The organism is Clostridium ragsdalei P11 (assembly GCF_001675165.1).
Classification (GTDB): domain Bacteria; phylum Bacillota; class Clostridia; order Clostridiales; family Clostridiaceae; genus Clostridium_B; species Clostridium_B ragsdalei.
The window spans coordinates 83,697-100,234 of the sequence record NZ_LROS01000077.1 but is presented as its reverse complement, the minus strand read 5'-3'; the positions used below and the strand labels follow the sequence as shown (position 1 = coordinate 100,234).

Sequence of the window (16,538 nt, the reverse complement as noted above, 5' to 3'; positions counted from 1 at the left end):
GAAAATGGATATTAAAAAACGTCTCATAATTTATAACAATATAACACTTATAACACCATTTATTGTTACAACTTTAACTGCATTTATATTTATAGTTGTTTGTTCAAAATTTTTAAATACAAACATAGGATATGACAGTAATTTATTTAAAATCTTTATTATAACCATAGCAGGCACTTTTATATTTTCTTTTATAATAGCAAATATTATTATTTCCTATTTATTTTCAAGGAGAATACTTACTCCTATAGCATGTTTAAAAAAGGCAACTTCAGAAATCAGTCATGGAGATTTGAACTTTGAAATTGTTGAAGATGGTGATAGTGAAATAAAAGATCTATGTTCTGATTTTGAAAAAATGAGAATACAATTGAAAAATTCTATACATATGAAAATGAAATATGATGATAACAGAAAAATGCTAGTTTCAAGTATATCACATGACTTAAAAACTCCAATTACATCCATAAAAGGATATGTTGAAGGAATTTTAGATGGGGTGGCAAATACTCCTGAAAAACTTCAACACTATTTAAGAACAATATACTCTAAATCACAGCAAATCGACAAGATGATTGACGACCTGCTTTTATACTCAAAGCTTGATTTAAATCAAATACCCTTTAACTTTGAAAAAACTGATATAGTTAACTACTTTACAGACTGCACTCAAGAATGTTCTTTTGAACTAAATAAATTTGATATAACTATTTCTCTTAAAAATAACTTGAATCAATCTAAATATGTGATGATTGACCGTGAAAGATTTATGAGAGTTATACTTAATATTATCAATAATTCTAAGAAATATATGGGTGATACTAAAAATAAAAGCATCCTAATTGACCTTAGGGAAAATAATGCAAGTATAATAATTGAAATAAGGGATACTGGCTGTGGAATAGACAAAAATCATATAGATAAAATATTTGACAGGTTTTATAGAACAGATTCTGCAAGAACAGGAACTAAAGGCAGTGGTCTCGGGCTTGCAATTGCTAAACAAATTGTTGAAGGCCATAAAGGTAACATATGGGCTGCAAGTGAAGAAGGCAGCGGTACAAGCATAACTATATCATTACCTAAATTGCATGAAAGGCAGATAATTTATGATGAAAAAGATTTTAATAATTGAAGATGATTTAAGCATTGCTGAACTCATAAGAGACTATTTGGAACTTGAAAACTTTGAAGTTGTAATATGTACTGATGGAATAGAAGGTTTAAATAATTTTAAAGAAAACAAATTTGATCTATTAATTTTAGATATAATGCTCCCTCAAATAGATGGTTTTAGTATTTTACATAGTATACAGGAAGAAAAAGAAATTCCTGTACTGCTAGTTTCTGCAAAAAAAGAAGAAATTGATAAAATAAAAGGATTAACTCTCGGTGCCGACGATTATATAACTAAACCCTTTAGCCCAAGTGAACTAGTTGCAAGAATCAAATCTCACATTAAAAATTATGAAAAAATAAAAGGTAAATTTGTTAAGCCTTCAAAAAATAATAATATTACTATAAGAGGTTTGGAAATAAATCAAGATTGTAGACAAGTTTTTGTAAATGGTAAAGAAGTAAATTTAGCTCAAAAGGAATTTGAAATACTATCATTTTTGGCTCAGAACCCCAATAGAGTTTTTAGTAAGGAAGATTTATTTGAAAAAATTTGGGGATTAGATGCAATAGGTGATACTTCCACTGTTACTGTACATATAGGGCGAATAAGAGAAAAAATAGAATCCTCGCCTTCAAATCCCCAGTACATTGAAACTGTATGGGGTGCTGGATACAGACTTCGAGTATGATTTTGGACTTGTTTATTTAACAGTTAGGCTCTACCATTAAATGAATATCTTACTTCCAATTCCCTCCATTACAAATCTAGTCAAATTTTTCTTGTAGGTTTTTTTGTAACTTTATGTTAGAATTAAAGTATATATACTTTAAAGGGAGATGGAAGGATAGTGAAGAAAATACTAGGAATAGCTGCAGCAGCGGCTATAGTATTGGGTATGTCAAATACTACCTATGCTAAAACTACGTATAATGTAACACGACTTGCAGGGAACAACAGATATGAAACTTCAGAAAATATTGCAAATAATTTTGAAAACGGAACAGTTCAAAGTGTAATAATAGCCAGTGGAAATAATTTTCCTGATGCTCTAGGTGGAAGTGTACTGTCAAAAATATACAATGCGCCAATACTTTTATTAAATGATGACTTTAAAAATTCTTCAAATGCAGTAGATTACATACAAAACCATTTAAGCAAGAGCGGAAATATCTACATATTAGGAGGTACTTCTTCTGTAAGTGATGATTTTGTAAGCTATATAAAAGGACTTGGCTATGGAAATGTGACACGATTCGGCGGTGGCAACAGGTTTGAAACCAACAAATCAATAATTAATTCCATGAATGTTCAAAAAGGTACCCCTATGGTAATTACAAATGGATGGGGATTTGCAGATGCCCTCAGTGTATCAAGTGTAGCCGCATGTAACAAATATCCTATATTTATGATAGATAACGGAAAGCTTTCTGAAAGCAATAAAGATGTTATTTCCAGCATACAACCATCCAAAATATTTGTAATAGGTGGACAAAGTTCTGTAAGTGACAGTGTAGTAAATGAGGTAAAAAGTCTTCAGCCATCCTTAACGGATAGTAATATAGTAAGAATTGGTGGAGAAACTAGATACGATACATCATTAAATATATGCAAGTACTTTAATTCAAATTCAAATTCAACCGTATTAGCAAATGGTGCAAATTTTCCAGATGCACTGTCAGGAAGTGCACTAGCTTCTAAATTAAGCGCACCTATAATGTTGACAGATGGCAGGGACATATCAAAACAAAAAAGCTATATAGATGAAAAAGGATATAAGGACATATTCCTTTTAGGAGGATTTAATTCTGTAGATTTATCAGTAGAATACTTGCTGAAACCTACTTCATTAATACCTAAAACCGAAATAGACTATATAACTGCTTTAAAAGGCTACTGTGATTCCTACGAAGATAAGACAAGCACTGTTTCAACACAGATGGAAGATATATATAATAAAACAACTGATATAAGAGTAGCTATTACCTCTGCATCAACAGCACAGGAGTTATCATCAGATATAGAACAATTAATTACTTTGTTCAATCAAGGTAATTCTTATTTATCCTCTTACAAAAGCGATCTTACAACACTTAAAAGTGACGTTTCAAACCTTTCAGTGCCTAGCGGGTTAGAAACTTACAATAACCAGTACCTAAGTAATATAAATACGCAAATTAATTATGTAGACATAACTATGAAATATACGACTAGTTGTCTGAACATATTTACTGAAATGAAAGATGCACTGGACAATATGGATATAGACAAATTAGAGAAATCCACTGATGAACTTGAAAATATTGGTAGTGACGGAAATAGTATTTCCAATATTGAAAATGGAAATAAGGGAATAGATGATTTAGATACAAGACTCGGAAATGCTTTAACAAGTTATCAGCAGCAGTAATTAAAAAAAGGTTATCCCATGACATCAGATGTCATGGGATAACCTTTTTTTTATTCTCCTACTGTTATAACTTTACCTGAAATATCATCATCAGATGGAGAATAAACTGTATATCCTGAAGTGTTGTGACTTTCACTTCTTATGTTTATCTTAGAACTGTCACTATTAGCTCTTACTAGAATACGATCACCTCTGTTTAATGTAGAATTACTGAACCTGTAAACAACAGTTCTACTATCTACCCAAACTGAAGTAGGTGTTAATTCCTGTCCTGTTTCTTCATTTGTAAACAAGAAATCATCTATATAAGAAGTAGTGATGGCAATATCAATATCCTGGTTAAACACTACTTTTACCACATTCATACCAGAATTAGGACTAGCAGACCACATGTCTTGTTCAGTTAAAGGTGGAACATATACTACAGTAGAACCAGATCGTATATTACGTCCTGCCGCATCTACGGACTTTGTATTTTCTATACTTAAATTAGCCATGCTGCCTTCGTTTTTTATGGCATTTATTTTCTGGTTGTTTTTAATTCCAGATTTATATGCAAGCATTACATCATTGCCGCTTACATATCCAGTATCCGGTGCATAACCTGCTAATCGGAAATCATTTAAAGATAGCACATCTAGTGGTTTTGAAAGTGATACTTTAACATCTATATCATTATTTACGAAAGTCATCTGGGAAGTACCTGCTACAATGCTTGGTCCATCATTATTATTGTCAATAGTTACGTCACCAAGGTATGATCCAACCTCCAGTGGATTTCCATCAACGTCTTTAAGATTTTTTACTCCCATCTTAATTACACTAGAACCGTTGGTGCCTGAGCCTATCGTATAATCAGAATTAAATTCTACAGTTACACTTTTGCCATCAATGCTTGGAGAAACTGTGACACTGGATGGTAAACTTCTTACATTTCCATTGCCATCTTTAAACATGTAATTAGCTGAATTTTCTAAAGAAGATTGGTCCATAGCTTTACTGAAAAATATTGCCACAGCATGTGAATTATCTACTCTTCTCAATATCTCTGTTACATTAGTACCTTCATTATCCATTCCAGATAAGGTAGTAGTGTAATCATTCATTATATTAGGATTTGCCTCTGTGTCAATTATATTTTTTACAGTTAAGGTATATTTTGAACCTTTAAGAGAATCCTCTTTAAACTTTATATCAAAAGTTTTTTTACTATTTCCATCTACAGTTATGGCATTTATCCTATCAATTTTATAAGTTATATTTGTCCCTGTAGAATCAAGTATAGTGTAATTTCCCTTATTTTCAGCATAGCTTACGGAAACATCCTTGTTAAATTTGATTCTCATTGTTTCTTCATCCAAAATGCTAGCTGTAGTTACTGCAGGTTTAGATGTGTCTCCTCCTATATAAAGGTTCATATTAGACTCACTTATATAATTTCCAAAAGTATCTATAACATTTCCCTTTACAGTAACTGTATTTTCTCCCTGCTTAAGCTTATTTCCAAGCTTTGTAATTTTTACTATAGTGTCACCAGAACCCGTATCAAAAGTTACGTAAGAATCATCTACATCTACTGTAGTTCCATTTAGTTTGTAATTGCTTGGTTCAAGGGCTGTCTGCTGATCCATAGGTCTATTGTACTTTATATAAATAGTATCTACATTGTTACTTGTGACGCTTTGAACTTGTGGATTTCCAGATACAGAATTTACAGTAAAATCTTTTGAAGTACTGCTTATTGGTAAATTAACTGCATCACTGAATTTACCTCCAGCTTCTCCATTTGGCACAGTAAAGGTATTTTTACCTACTGGAAGCGGCGAATTAAAGTATAAATCCACACCATCTGCCCATGTTCCATCTAAAGATTTATCCCTAAATTTAGTAATAGAATCAGAAGTATTTATTCCAAAAGCAGTTATACTCTGTCTATTTATTTTAAAAGAAGATAGGTTGCTACTGTCCATTCTAATTGGTTCTGAAAACTTTACTCTTAATTTATTTCCACCTACAGCCGTTACAGAACCAAGCGTTGGAGTACCTATAGATGAGAAGGTGATTTGTTTGTCATATTTCGGTATAGTGCTTCCTAAATTCTTTGTATTTATAGCACTTTTAACAGTAAAAGTTACACTCTTATTTAAAGTGAAAGGATGGGAAAATGTAATTAAAACTGTTCTATTGTCTTCCTGCAAAGTTGCTGTAGCTTGAGTTTGTGCAGTATATCCAAGGTGATCACCATCAATTTCATAGTTTGCTGCCCTCTCTGCAGAGTCTTTGTCCACATCTGTATTAAATACAACCTTTACCTGATTAAGTCCATTTGTAGTTACAGAACCTACTGTTGCACTTTCAACTCCACTACCTGAGGCTGCTGCATTTATATCAGAAATAGTTTTATCAGAAACTGTTCCATTTTCCCCTACAAGGTTTAAATCAGTAGTTTTTCCTGCTTTGTTTTTAATGTAATTCATTGCATTTTCAGTACCACTATCATCCTGCCCATCAATAAGTACAAGAGGTGCATCGTTTATTCCAGCTACAGAAGCTGCAATTAATGCATCTGCATATTTATCACCAGTAGCATTTGCAATATAGAGTTTATCTGCCTTCAGTTCACTGTCAAATTGATTTAATATATTTAAATTAGTGGCAAACCTATCTGACCCTCCAGATATTCTGTTTACGGCACCTACACTTTTATATGTATCATCATTTATTAAAGTTTGTGTACCTACAACAGTAACTTTAGAATTGTTACTCTTTATAAAATCTACTACAGGACTCATAGCCTGAGTACTATTAACTCCAAGTAAAAGTATCTCACCTTTGGCAGCTGCTACAGGTGCAGCAGACAGAGCATCTGGAAAACCTTCTCCTCCTACCATCATTATATTATCTGCACTTACCCCCAACTTTACAAGCTGTTTAGCTACTGCAATGTTAGTTTCATATCTATTTTTTCCACTTAATTCAATTAAATTATAGCCTTGACTCTTTAGATCATCTCTTGTTTTCTGGCATATTGAAGCTATTCCGCCTATTATATATATATTCTTTGGTTTTAATTTATCCAGTGCAGACTTTGCATTGGAATTAAGCGATCCTGCCTCAGTTAAAAGCACGGGTGCCTTCAATTGTTTTGCAAGTACTGCAGAACTTATGGCATCTGCATACCCTCCACCTGAAGCTAATATTACATTGTCAGTACTTGTCCAATTTTGTGTAGCAACTGTAGCTGCTGTTTCATAGCAATCTGCTCCAGATAATTTTGTAACTTCCCCTGCTGCCGCTTTAGCAGAAGTAACAGGAAGTGCTGGTGAAAGCAGCAACGATAGTACAGCCGTGGTGCTTATTGCCTTTATAGCATTTCTTTTCATATACTTATTACCTCCTACCTTATTTAGCAATATATGAATATTGTACCATACATTTTTGCTTTAATGATAGGATTTATTTATTTTATGGTGACAGGCACCGAATGGGAGCAAAAATATCCCACTGTGGTGACAGGCACCGAATGGGGACGTAAATGTTCCACTACAGTGACAGGCACCTAAGTATTTGTTCTGTTTCTAATAAATCATTGATATTTAAAGGACATATTTTTTCGCATTCAAACATATCTAGAGTTTTGGCAAACTTGATAAAGTCACAGTTACCTGCCCTTTCTCCTACACCTGAAATTGTACAGTTTGCAAACTTAGCTCCTGCTTCTACAGCTGCAAGAGAATTTGCTAGTGCCATTCCGAAATCATTATGAGCATGAATTTCTATTTCTATAGGTACTTCCTGAAGTAATTTTTTTACGCTATAAAAAACTTTCCTTGGATAAGATATACCTACAGTATCAGAATATCTTATTCTTTTGATACCAATTTCAGAAACAGCTGTGCAAAATTCAATTAAAAAGTTTATATCAGACCTTGTGGCATCCTCCATACCTACGGTTACTTCATACCCTTTTTCTAAAGCATAGGTTGTACATTTTTTTATACGCTCTAAAACCCAAGCTTTATCTTTTCCAAGTTTAGATTTAATCTGTAAATCAGATGTGGGAATAGATATATGAACTATATCTACGCCACAGTCTATGGAAGCATCTATATCTTTAATATTTGCCCTGTTCCAGGATGATATTTTACTCTTTAAACCTAACGCTGCAATTTTTTCAATACTTGCTTTTTCCTCTCCACCCATAGCTGCCGAACCCGCTTCTATTTGATAAATACCAATATCATTTAAGATTTTAGCAATTTTAACTTTTTCATTTATTCCAAATGCTATGCCTGCTTTCTGTTCTCCATCTCTTAAAGTAGTATCTACAATATTAACATCCATATGAAGCACCTCCCTTTTTAGTTAACAATTAATAATTAATAGTGAATAATTGCTAAATATTTTTCTCCACTATGCTGGAGAAAATTTCGACTATCAATTTTAAATTTTTCTAAAATCATTAAACATTGCAATCAGTTCCTTATCAAAAATATTTCTCTTAAGTTTAATGCTGTTTTTTCTTATTTCTTTCAAAAATTCTCCAATATCTACATCCTGATAGTTTATATTAAGCTCCTTCAGTTTTATCATCACTGCTTTTTCCCCGGAATGTTTTCCTATATACATGATTCTCTTCTTTCCGATATCATAGGGACTATAAGGTTCATAAGTATCTGGATTTTTTTCTATACCATCTACATGAATGCCGGATTCATATTTAAAAATATCTTCTCCTATTACAGCTTTCATAGGATGCACTTTTTGGTGGGTAAGTTTTGTATACACTTCTGTTAGCTGTTCCATAAATTCTAAATTTCCACATACTTTTCCATTTTTTATGACCTTTAAGCCTAAAATGACTTCTTCTAAAGATGCAAATCCATAAACCTGTCCGTTAAAAGCTGCAGTTACAACATCAACTCCATCAACACAGGATTCAATGCTTACGGAAGTTGCCATATAAAATTTATCGTCTGCACAAAAATCCACATATACTGAAAACTTATTTTTTATATTTTCTATAAGTCTGTTCCACCCAGTTATATTATACTTTACAATGCCCTTTATTCTGATGCTTACTATATTTAGTTTACTAAAAATTTTACACTTATCTTCCACATTGAGCTGCTCTAAAACTTTAATATCTACTTCTAGTATTATCTTTTTATTTCTTAGCTTATTTAAAAATTCTTCCGGTAATGTTTCAGCTTTTTTGTAATCTATAATTAAATGTTGAAATTCGTACACATCTAATGAATCCTCCACCCTGTATATGTAGTCTACATTTTCAGGAAGGTTTTTTATTTTTTGAAGTACTTCACCATTAATTTCTATAAAATCTACGCCTATATTTTTAATGAGTGTTATAAATTCACTTGCTAGATACTGGTCAACTATTTCAATGCTTTTTACAAGTTCAGGTAAAGTTCTGTCTACAATAAACTTTTTTTCTCTTCCTAATATAATGGACATACATATACCACCTTTCGACCTACAGTTAAAGTTAAAAGTTCAAATATCAAAGTTCAAATAATGATGACTTTCTTCGTACCTCAGGGAATCTATAATTTTAATATTTTCTGACGCTAGGAAGAAAAATTATCATTATCTGTTATTTACTCTTTGATATTTGTTCTTTAGCAAATTGTATATTACGAATTGCTTCAATAGACTTGAATTTTATCCTCTTCCAATATCTTTACAGCCTTTACTATGCCTTTGTTTATAGAATCATACATTTCAATAACTTTAATTCCTCTTTTTTCTAACTTTTCTGTTGGTTCAACACCTGCCCTAAGTGCAAGGACCGCATTACAGTCACCTATGGCTTTCATGGTTTTTTCCATTTTGTCTTCATGTTCATCACATTCATACACTCCTGTGCAGTATTTATCCACATTCCTCTTTTCCAAAAACTTTGTAGTTCCATCATTATAAGTATAAATATAAAATTCAGTAGCGTGTCCAAAATGCTGATCTATATTAATACCTGATTTAGAGGATACCGCAAACTTATATTTTTTACTTTTAGCTGCATTTTTAAGGATCTTCTCTTCTTCTACTTTTTTATCATCAGAACACTTGCCCAAACAGCCTCCGCATCCTACATTTCTAAAATCTATAGAATGATCTTCTGAAAGTGTTCCTATGGCATCTGCCCTGCACTGTCTACAGTGGTACATTTGTTTCATACTCACTTCACATTCTTTTCTCATTTCATTTAATTCTATATTGGAAACAAGAGGCAGATCTTCAAATGCACTTCCGGAAACTGGTATCATCTGCATTATATTTGTCATATATGCTCCGCATTTCTTAACTTTCTTCACTACTTCTTTTATGTGATTATCATTTATACCCTTGAGCATAACTATATTCACTTTGCATATTATACCTTTGGAGCACAGGTATTTTAGTCCTGTAAGTTGGTTGTCTAAAAGTATTTTTGCTCCTTCTTCTCCAGTATATTTGTGTCCTAAATAATTTACTTCTTTATATATTTTTGATCCTATTTTGCTATCTACTGTATTTATTGTAACTGTGACATGTGATACACCAAGCTGTACCAGTTCGTTTGCATAGAATGGGAGCATAAGTCCATTAGTAGATAAGCAAAAAGTAGTTTCAGGAGAATACTCTCTTATAAGCTTCAGCGACTCTCTAACCTGATCAAAATTTGCGAGGGCGTCTCCAGGGCCTGCTATACCTACTACAGTCAAGTTTTTCATTTTACTCTTAACAATTTTGAACTTTTCAAGAGCTTCTTTTGGACTTAAAACCTCACTTGTTACTCCCGGCCTACTTTCATTTGCACAATCATATTTTCTGCTGCAGTAATTACAACTTACATTACATTTTGGAGCTATTGGTATATGCATTCTAGCAAATTTATGTGCATTATCCCCAAAACAAGGATGTGTACAGCTTTTATCAATAGGAGATTGTATGATTTCTTTTTCTGCCATTTTTGCAAAAGGTACATAAAAGTCATTATAAGCTTTTTCCCTGTAAGTATTTTGGGTATGAGAAAGCATAACATTTGCCACAGAATCTATTAAAAAGGCAGATCCACTATATGCTGTTATTACCTGCCTCTGTCCTCCAACTCTATCATGTATAGGAAACCCTATTCTTATTATTTCAAGCTTCAATTTTTGTGCCATTCTTCTACCATCTGAATTTCCTATAATCAAATTTATTTTAAGCTTTTCAGCATAATCTTCCATAGTTTTAAAATCAGTATCATCTAAAACGATGCAGTCCTCTTTTTGAACCTTTAATTCTTCCTTCAACTTTTCTCTAAGCATTTCATTTTTAGATCCCATACCTATCATTTTTATTAATATTCCGTTTTCTTCGCAGAGCCTTGACACTGCATATACAAGTTCCGGCTCTCCATATAAAAGTACCCTTGCCTCACCTGTATACTTATGGTTGTCAACCATGGCATCAAGATATCTTCCCCTTTCAACCAAGTATTTATCAGGTATGGAAGTGCCCATTATTTTAGATATAAGTTCAATAAATTTATTTGTATTTCTAAAACCTATTGGTATGGGACATTTGTAAAGAGGCACTTTGAATTTATCTTTTAAATATGTGCCAGGAGATTTATCATCTGAAATGGTCATGCCCATTTCAATAGTGCCTATTGCTCCAGACATCTTTTTAATATCTTCTATTTTAGTTCCTCCAGATGGAATTCTCTTATATTTTTCATTATGAGCGGAATCAAGAGTATTAGATACATCTGGTAAAATCGTATATTCTACTTTAAAATCATCTAGTATTTGTTTTATATTTCTCACATCACCCGGATTTAAATTGGCACATATTATATTTAGTTTTCCTGTACTCTCAGATTTTTCGCATGCTTGTTCAACAATACTTCTTAGAACTTGAAAGTAACCTTCTGCCTGAGTAGCACCATATCCCGGTGTGGATGCTGTTATTATCTTTATATTTTTAATTTTCTCATTATCCTTTTCTTCATTATAAAATTCCTCTACTATCCTCTTTGTATCCTCTCCTATGGTCTCTGCAAGACAGGTTGTCATTACACCAATAGTAGTAGGTTCATACATTTTAATCATATTTCTAAGGCCTTTTTTCAAATTTTCACTTCCACCATATACAGTTCCCTGTTCCGTAAGAGCAGATGATGCTATATCCACAGGCTCATTATAGTGGGTGGCCATATGTCTTCTGATATAAGTGCTGCAACCTTGAGAACCATGTAAAATTACCATATTATTTTCTATTCCCTTAAAGGCCATTACTCCTCCCATAGGCATGCACATTTTACATGGGTTTATATCTACATTTACCAATTTTTTATTGCTCATCTCCATCATCCCTCCATAAAATTCATATATATTGCCAAACAGGACTATTTACAGTCAAATCTATTTCCTTAGCAAAATTTATAGCTCCCTGAAATCCCCCAAGTATGTGTTTTCTCTCATGATTGTGGTCACAAAAAGCAACTCCAAGTTTATATGCAAGAGGTCTTTCCTTAACTCCTCCTACAAGGACATCTGCTCCCTTTTCAACCATGAATCTTTCAAGTTCATAAGGATTTGCATCATCAAGTATTACAGTACCCTCATTTGTAATTTGCCTTATTATTTCATAATCTTCTGGTTTTCCAGTTTGAGTTCCAACCATTACAGTTTCAATTCCAAGGTCCCTAAATTGTTTTATAAGTGATATGGCCTTATAGCCGCCTCCTACATATATTGCAGCCTTTTTACCTTTAAGCCTTCCCCTATAATATTCAAGTTCAGGTCGTATCTTTTCTTCCTCTTCTTTTATGAGCTTTTCTGCCTTTTTTACAGTTTCTTCATTTCCTACAAGATGTGCCACCTGCAAAAGTGAATTTTCAGTATCCTCAAGACCTACAAAACTTGTCTTTATAAATGGAATATCATATAGTTCTTCCATTTTTTTAGCTAAGTATCCCATAGAACCGGCACACTGAACTATGTTAAGTTTTGCCCCAGGCGCTTTTACTATTTCATCAACTTTTCCATCACCTGTAAGTTTTGAAACAATATCAATTCCTATCCTCTTCAAGTAGTTTTCTACTACCCATACTTCTCCTGCCAGATTAAAGTCACCAAGATAGTTAATTCCATTTAGCTTTTTTTCACTTTTTTTATTTCCTATGAGTTTCAATATGGCATTACAGGCAGCTCTATAACCAGTAGATTTATTTCCTGAAAATCCAGGAGACTTTACAGGTATTACTCTTATTTTGTATTTTTCTTCGGCCATCTTGCAGACTGCATCTACATCATCTCCGATAACTCCTACAATACAAGTTGCATATATGAATATAACTTTTGGGTGAAATCTATCTACTATTTCATCTACAGCTGCTCTTAATTTTTTTTCGCCTCCAAATATAACGTCAGTTTCACTTAAATCCGTAGAAAAACTATTTCTAAATAACTCAGAACCACTTGACAAGCTTCCACGAAGATCCCATGTATAAGCAGCACAGCCTATTGGCCCATGTATTAAATGAAAAGCATCTGTTATAGGATTTAAAACTACCCTGGCTCCACAATACACGCATGCTCTCTGGCTCACAGCTCCAGAAACACTGTTTTCCTCACATCTAATTTTTGTATCTTTGTCCTTGGAGTTATAACAGACAAATTGTTTTCTATCTTCTAGGATTTCTGACTTTTTAGCTTCCAATTTTAAAAATCTATCTCTATTTTTTTCATGAAGGTCATGATAAAAATCTTCTTTTATTTTTTCCATAAACAACCCACCCCTTTTTATAATTAATAGTTGAGAATTAATAGTTAATAGGTATGGATGATTTTTAGCTGTCGCAAAAAATCTTTAAATTTATATAAATCAGCAATGTTTCGCTTTAGCGAAACGAGTTATGAAAATCTTAATCAAAGATTTTTGGTAGTGTAACGGAAAAAAATCCACATTAACTATTAATTCTTCATTCTTAACTATTAATTAAAATTTTATATGTGCGAAAGTTGAGTTAAATATTAGAAGTCTTATCTTACTGTTTCAAAATCTTCTTCCGCACATTCTCTCTCTTCTTTATCAAGCATAGCATTTAACATTGTCTCAACTAATTTTATTGCGCCGTAATATCCAACCTTTGGAGTATATTGATGTCCATATCTGTCCATTACAGGGAATCCAAATCTAACAAATGGAATATCTTCTGCCCTAGCAATAAACTTACCATACGTATTTGAAATAAGAAGATCTACTCCTTCATTTTTTATAAGCTGGTGCATTTCAAAGAAATCGCTGTTGGCTTTCACAATTCCTTCTAAACCTGCTTCGTCCATCATAGCTTTAATTTCCTTCTCAAATAGCAAGCCTGGAGTACCAGTTATTACATACTTAGGGGTCATGCCTAAAGTTATGACAAATTGGGTAAGGGAAATGACCACATCTGGATCACCAACTATAGCTACTTTTTTACCATTAAAGTACTGGGCACTGTCAATCATCATGTCAAGAAGCTGTCCTCTTTCCTCCTCAAGTTCTGCTGATACTTCCTTACCTGTCATTCTGACTAAATTCATAAGTAAATCATCCATGGCATCTATTCCAATAGGTGTCCTTAAAGTTTTATATGGAACTTTACACTTATTTTCAAGAGACTTTGCAGCAAGTTCTGAAGCATAATTTCCAAAGGCTACAGTAAAATCTGAATTTCCAGCATCAACTATGTCTTCAATTTTTGTTCCACCTTTAGGATACATCTTATAATCCCCTGTATTTGGAGTATCAAACACTCCATTTGTATCAGGGAAAATTATATATGGAATGTCCATAAGTTTAAAAATTCTCTTCATCTCTTTCATATCTGCGGGGCCTACAAATCCCGGTATTATATTAAATTTGCCATTTTTCCCTCCACTGCTTTTGGAAAGATACTGCACCATACCATTTACCATATTGGAAAATCCAGTAACATGGGAGCCAACATAACTTGGTGTATTGGCATGAATGACAAGTTTACCTTCAGGTATTTCCATCTCACTTATATAAGTAGTCAAATCATCTCCTATGGTTTCTGATAAACAGGTCGTATGAATAGCTATAATATCTGGATTATACATGGCAAATACATTTTTAACGGCTTTTTTTACATTAGCCCCTCCCCCAAATACACTGGTACCTTCAGTAAATGAGCTTGTGGAAGCCACAGCAGGTTCTTTGAAATGTCTTGAAAGTACAGTTCTATGATAAGAACAACATCCTTGTGAGCCATGGCTATGTGGAAGGCAATTATGAATTCCAAGAGCCGCATACATAGCACCAACAGGCTGACATGTTTTAGCCGGATTTATTCGCAATTGTTTTCTTTCTACTAATTCTTTTGGTGTTGCATCTAGCATTACTGTTCACCTCCTACAACTTTTCCTTCCAATAAGGATTCCTTTTTCCAAGGTGGGGTTAAATACTTCCATGCCGGAGTATATATCCCCCCTGCAAGTTCCCTTGCAAATATTATTGCACCTTTAAATCCTGCATAAGGACCTGTATAATCATAAGAATGAAGCTGTCTTGACAAAACTCCCATTTTTTCAATGGCATATTTCTCCTTTATTCCTGTCAAGAACATATCAGGGTGCAGTTCTTTTATAAATTTTTCCATTTCATGTGCATTCATGTCATCTATTATTACCGTATTTTCATCCATTTCTTTTTCCATTCCACCATAGTAAGCAAGAGGTACACCTTCTGCCTTGAGAGCTTCTATCCTTTCTTTAGGCAAAACCACATGATATTTTTCCTTATCAGGATGTACAGTCAATTGAGGAATATTTTTGCTATCAGCATCAATCTTTATTGTAGGAATGACCTCTCTGCCTTCATAATCATCACGGTGAGCAAATTCATATCCTGCAAGAATTGTTTTTACCCCAAAATCTTTTAAAAGCACCTGATAAGTATGTGACCTTGATCCACCAACAAATAAGCAAGCAAGTCTACCTTCAAGTTTTTCCCTATAATACTGCATATCTACCTGAATATCTGCAAGTTCTTCTTCAATGACTTCTTCAGTTTTTTTATACAAGTATGGATCATCAAAAACCTTAGCTAAATCCCTTAAAGTATCAACAGTACCCTGTATTCCTATAAAGTTGCATTTAATCCATGGTATGCCATACTTGGTTTCCATCATCTCTGCTATATAGTTTATGGATCTATGACACTGCACTAAGTTTACATCTGCAGTGTGGGCATTTTGAATACGTTCGTAACTCCCATCACCAGTAAGAGTTGCCACTACGTTATATCCTATTTTGTTTAAAATTCTTTCAATCTCCCAGGCATCTCCACCAATGTTGTATTCACCTAATATATTTATGGAATACTTTTTATGCTCACCCTTTCCAGTACCAATGATCTCACTCATAACAGTATTGTTTGCTATATGATGTCCTGCAGATTGGGTTACTCCTTTATATCCTTCACAGCTAAAGGCAAGCACATTAATTCCATAAAGTTTTTTAGCTTCCTGTGCCACTGCATTTATATCATCACCTATAAGTCCAACAGGGCATGTAGCGTATATGCCTATAGCTTTAGGATGAAAAATTTCAACTGCTTCCTTTATTGCCTGCTTAAGCTTTCCAACTCCGCCAAAAACTATATCTTTTTCTTCCATATCTGTACCAAAAACATATTCCATAAAATTTTGGCTGCCTTCTTCATTTTTAGCTTTGTTTCTCCTTCCACCCCAGCTATAAAAAGAACATCCTACAGGTCCGTGGGTTATATGAACCATATCTTTAATAGGGCCCATGACAACACCCTTGCAGCCTGCATAACAGCATCCTCTAGATGTAATTACTCCAGGCACTGTCCTTATATTTGCTTCAATGACGGGGCTTGGATCTTCCTTTGTCTTTACAACTATATGCTTTTTTCGATTCTTATAAGTTTTAGCTGGATATGGCTCCAAAACTTCATCTACTATTTTATTTAGTTCTTTTCTCATAAAATCAC

Annotated in this window: 10 protein-coding genes; 3 read left to right on the top strand and 7 right to left on the bottom strand. The window is 33.4% G+C overall.

All coding sequences use genetic code 11. From position 1 onward, the window contains the following. Positions 1–4 precede the first annotated feature (4 nt). The 3 genes from CLRAG_RS19120 (at position 5) to CLRAG_RS19110 (ending at position 3,527) form a co-directional block, all read left to right on the top strand. Positions 5–1,135, top strand: coding sequence for a sensor histidine kinase (locus tag CLRAG_RS19120; protein WP_065079855.1), 1,131 nt, complete (start codon positions 5–7; stop codon positions 1,133–1,135). Next, complete coding sequence (locus CLRAG_RS19115) at positions 1,113–1,808, top strand: response regulator transcription factor (protein WP_065079911.1); 696 nt, start codon at positions 1,113–1,115, stop codon at positions 1,806–1,808. The genes CLRAG_RS19120 and CLRAG_RS19115 overlap by 23 nt, the downstream gene beginning before the upstream one ends. 159 nt (positions 1,809–1,967) lie before the next feature. After that, entirely contained in the window at positions 1,968–3,527 is a 1,560-nt protein-coding gene (locus CLRAG_RS19110) for a cell wall-binding repeat-containing protein (RefSeq protein ID WP_065079854.1), read from the top strand. Between the two features lie 50 nt (positions 3,528–3,577). On the opposite strand, the gene CLRAG_RS19105 is transcribed toward CLRAG_RS19110, so the two are convergent. The 7 genes from CLRAG_RS19105 to nifD form a co-directional block, all read right to left on the bottom strand. Further along, positions 3,578–6,910 carry a cell wall-binding repeat-containing protein gene (locus CLRAG_RS19105; protein WP_065079853.1) on the bottom strand — a complete coding sequence of 1,111 codons (3,333 nt, stop codon included), beginning with the start codon at positions 6,908–6,910 and terminating at the stop codon, positions 3,578–3,580. Positions 6,911–7,070: 160 nt separating this feature from the next. Beyond that, the gene (locus CLRAG_RS19100; RefSeq protein WP_065079852.1) at positions 7,071–7,871 is read right to left on the bottom strand and encodes a beta/alpha barrel domain-containing protein; all 801 of its coding nucleotides are present in this window, start codon (positions 7,869–7,871) and stop codon (positions 7,071–7,073) included. A 99-nt stretch (positions 7,872–7,970) separates the two neighbouring features. Further along, entirely contained in the window at positions 7,971–9,002 is a 1,032-nt protein-coding gene (locus CLRAG_RS19095; protein ID WP_065079851.1) for a homocitrate synthase/isopropylmalate synthase family protein, read from the bottom strand. A 191-nt stretch (positions 9,003–9,193) separates the two neighbouring features. Continuing rightward, positions 9,194–11,875, bottom strand: coding sequence for a nitrogenase cofactor biosynthesis protein NifB (gene nifB / locus CLRAG_RS19090; protein WP_065079910.1), 2,682 nt, complete (start codon positions 11,873–11,875; stop codon positions 9,194–9,196). A gap of 22 nt (positions 11,876–11,897) precedes the next feature. Continuing rightward, entirely contained in the window at positions 11,898–13,301 is a 1,404-nt protein-coding gene (nifE, locus tag CLRAG_RS19085) for a nitrogenase iron-molybdenum cofactor biosynthesis protein NifE (protein WP_242872182.1), read from the bottom strand. A gap of 257 nt (positions 13,302–13,558) precedes the next feature. Beyond that, positions 13,559–14,920 (bottom strand): nitrogenase molybdenum-iron protein subunit beta, encoded by a 1,362-nt coding sequence (nifK, locus tag CLRAG_RS19080; protein ID WP_065079850.1) that lies wholly within the window; start codon positions 14,918–14,920, stop codon positions 13,559–13,561. Beyond that, the gene (gene nifD / locus CLRAG_RS19075; RefSeq protein ID WP_065079849.1) at positions 14,920–16,530 is read right to left on the bottom strand and encodes a nitrogenase molybdenum-iron protein alpha chain; all 1,611 of its coding nucleotides are present in this window, start codon (positions 16,528–16,530) and stop codon (positions 14,920–14,922) included. The genes nifK and nifD overlap by 1 nt, the downstream gene beginning before the upstream one ends. Between the last annotated feature and the right edge of the window lie 8 nt (positions 16,531–16,538).

Bases quoted from the DNA above. Each gene is read 5' to 3' on its own strand.
- CLRAG_RS19120 (WP_065079855.1), top strand. From the start codon at position 5: ATGGATATTAAAAAACGTCTCATAATTTATAACAATATAACACTTATA.
- CLRAG_RS19115 (WP_065079911.1), top strand. From the start codon at position 1,113: ATGAAAAAGATTTTAATAATTGAAGATGATTTAAGCATTGCTGAACTC.
- CLRAG_RS19105 (WP_065079853.1), bottom strand. From the start codon at position 6,910: ATGAAAAGAAATGCTATAAAGGCAATAAGCACCACGGCTGTACTATCG.
- CLRAG_RS19100 (WP_065079852.1), bottom strand. From the start codon at position 7,871: ATGGATGTTAATATTGTAGATACTACTTTAAGAGATGGAGAACAGAAA.
- CLRAG_RS19095 (WP_065079851.1), bottom strand. From the start codon at position 9,002: ATGTCCATTATATTAGGAAGAGAAAAAAAGTTTATTGTAGACAGAACT.
- nifB (WP_065079910.1), bottom strand. From the start codon at position 11,875: ATGAGCAATAAAAAATTGGTAAATGTAGATATAAACCCATGTAAAATG.
- nifE (WP_242872182.1), bottom strand. From the start codon at position 13,301: ATGGAAAAAATAAAAGAAGATTTTTATCATGACCTTCATGAAAAAAAT.
- nifK (WP_065079850.1), bottom strand. From the start codon at position 14,920: ATGCTAGATGCAACACCAAAAGAATTAGTAGAAAGAAAACAATTGCGA.
- nifD (WP_065079849.1), bottom strand. From the start codon at position 16,530: ATGAGAAAAGAACTAAATAAAATAGTAGATGAAGTTTTGGAGCCATAT.